Origin of the sequence: Saccharomonospora saliphila YIM 90502 (genome assembly GCF_000383795.1) — a bacterium.
In the GTDB taxonomy this organism is placed as follows: domain Bacteria; phylum Actinomycetota; class Actinomycetes; order Mycobacteriales; family Pseudonocardiaceae; genus Saccharomonospora; species Saccharomonospora saliphila.
In genome coordinates this window covers 1-2335 of record NZ_KB912629.1, presented here as the reverse complement: position 1 = coordinate 2335, position 2335 = coordinate 1, and the positions used below count along the sequence as shown (strand labels likewise).

Annotated in this window: 3 protein-coding genes; all 3 read left to right on the top strand. The window is 72.5% G+C overall.

Annotation, left to right across the window (positions count from 1 at the left end; genetic code table 11):
- The first annotated feature begins 81 nt into the window (after positions 1-81).
- Positions 82-969 (top strand): Rossmann-like and DUF2520 domain-containing protein, encoded by an 888-nt coding sequence (locus tag SACSA_RS21415; RefSeq protein ID WP_083940153.1) that lies wholly within the window; start codon positions 82-84, stop codon positions 967-969.
- Positions 966-1892 (top strand): pantoate--beta-alanine ligase, encoded by a 927-nt coding sequence (gene panC, locus SACSA_RS0104115; protein ID WP_019813758.1) that lies wholly within the window; start codon positions 966-968, stop codon positions 1890-1892. The genes SACSA_RS21415 and panC overlap by 4 nt, the downstream gene beginning before the upstream one ends.
- A 13-nt stretch (positions 1893-1905) precedes the next feature.
- Positions 1906-2335: aspartate 1-decarboxylase (gene panD, locus SACSA_RS0104110; protein ID WP_019813756.1), on the top strand; the 430-nt coding region annotated here is incomplete at its 3' end.

The window sequence follows — 2335 nt, the reverse complement described above, 5'->3', positions numbered from 1 at the left end:
GGCGGCGAGGACATCCACGTCGGTCTCTACGAGACGCCGACCGAGGCCATCGCCCCGGCCAGTGTCCGCACCGTCGAGCGGATGGCGGGCAAGCTGAAGGTCACCGCCAACACCAGGATCCTCGACGTGGGCGCCGGATACGGCGGCGCGGCGCGATACCTCGCCAAGACGGCCGCGGCGGGTGTCTCCGACGCGTCGGTGCGGCGGGCCGAGCGGTTGCTGCCCGAGGTGCCCCTCCTGCCGCCGGACGACGTCGCGCGCGGAGCCGATCTCGTGCTCCTCGCCCTGCCCGACGACGCGCTCGGGCCCATGGCGCAGGGCCTCGCGGGCGCGGGAGCGTTCCGCCCGGGGCAGATCGTGGTGCACACCTCCGGAGCGCACGGGGTCGAGATCCTGCGGCCCGCGGCCGAAGCCGGTGCACTGCCCCTCGCCCTGCACCCGGTGATGACCTTCACGGGGGCTCCCGAGGACCTGCAACGGATGGCGTCGTGCAGTGTCGGTGTCACCGCCGCGACCGGGGACGAGGCCGCCTTCAACGTCGGCGAGGCGCTGACGATGGAGATGGGCGGTGAGCCGGTGCGCATCCCGGAGGCCGCGCGCCCGCTCTACCATGCCGCCTTGGCGCACGGCGCCAACCATCTCACCACTCTCGTCGCCGACTGCGTGGAACTGCTGCGGGACAGCGGGGTGGGAGATCCGGAGCGCCTGCTCGGACCGCTGCTCTCGGCCGCGCTCGACAACGTGCTCCGCACCGGCGACCGCGCCCTCACCGGCCCGGTCGCACGAGGCGACGCGGGAACCGTCGGCACCCACCTCCGCGTGCTCGCCGAGCACGCGCCGGAGCTGGAACAGACCTATGCGACGCTGGCACGGCGGACGGTCGCGCGAGCGAGCCGGGCGGGCCTGCTCGGCCTCGCCGACGCCGCCGAGATCACCAACCTGCTCGACGACGGACGTGAGATCCAGTGACTCCACCGAACGCGACCCCGACGTTCACCCGGGGCCGGCTCAACACCTACCGCGGGGTCGACGAGTTCGCCCGTGTGACCGGCGCCCTGCGCTCGGTGGGGCGCAAGGTGGCGCTCGTGCCGACCATGGGCGCCCTGCACGCCGGGCACCGGGAGCTGGTGAACCGGGCGCGACGGCTGCCGAACACCGTGGTCGCCGCGTCGATCTTCGTGAACCCGCTCCAGTTCGGGGCGGGCGAGGACTTCGACGCCTACCCGCGAGCCCTCGACGCCGACCTCGAGATGCTCGCCGACGCGGGAGTGGAGATCGCGTTCACGCCCGGCACGGACCAGCTCTACGCGCCGGACGCCGCGGTCACGGTGCACCCGGGCCCGCTGGGGGACGAGCTGGAGGGCACCAGCCGTCCGGGACACTTCACCGGCGTGCTGACCGTGGTGGCGAAGCTGCTCAACCTCGCACGCCCGCACTACGCGCTGTTCGGTGAGAAGGACTACCAGCAGCTCGTGCTGATCAAGCGAATGGTGCGTGATCTGAACATGGACACCCACGTGATCGGCATTCCGACCATGCGGGAGGCCGATGGCCTTGCCCTGTCCTCGCGCAATGCCTACCTCTCACCGGAACAGCGGGAGGCGGCGGTGGTGCTGTCGGCCGCGCTCACGGCGGGTGCGCACGCTGGCCCGGACGGGCCCGAGGCCGTTCTCAACGCGGCGCGGACCACGCTCGCCAGCCGCCCGGACGTGGACCTCGACTACCTGGAGTTGCGCGATCCCGAGCTGGGGCCCGCGCCCGCCGAGGGACAGGCCCGGCTGCTGGTGGCCGCCCGGGTCGGCGGCACCAGGTTGATCGACAACGTCGGCGTCGTGCTGGGCGAGGCCGCCGACGCCGAGGAGACCGAGGTCCGCGAGGACGCGGGGGTATAGAGGGAGCCTGCCGATGTATCGCACCATGCTGAAATCCAAGATCCACCGGGCGACGGTGACCCAGGCCGACCTGCACTACGTCGGCTCGGTGACGGTGGACCAGACCCTGATGGAGGCGGCCGACCTGCTGCCGGGGGAGCTGGTGCACATCGTCGACATCACCAACGGCGCCCGGTTGGAGACCTACGTCATCCCCGGTGAGCGAGACAGCGGCGTGCTGGGCATCAACGGCGCGGCGGCGCACCTGGTGCACCCGGGCGATCTGGTGATCCTGATCGCCTACGGGCAGATGGACTCCGCCGAGGCCGCGTCCTACGAGCCCAGTGTGGTGTTCGTCGACGGTGACAACCGCGTCACCGACCTCGGTGCCGACGCCGGGCGGGCACCCGAGGGGTCCGGCCTGCGCAGCGGTGCGGTGACCGCGCCCGCCGACGACGCCGCCC

What these genes read in the sequence shown, in the direction of transcription:
- SACSA_RS21415 (WP_083940153.1), top strand. Translation starts at nt 82, where the DNA reads ATGGCGGGCAAGCTGAAGGTCACCGCCAACACCAGGATCCTCGACGTG.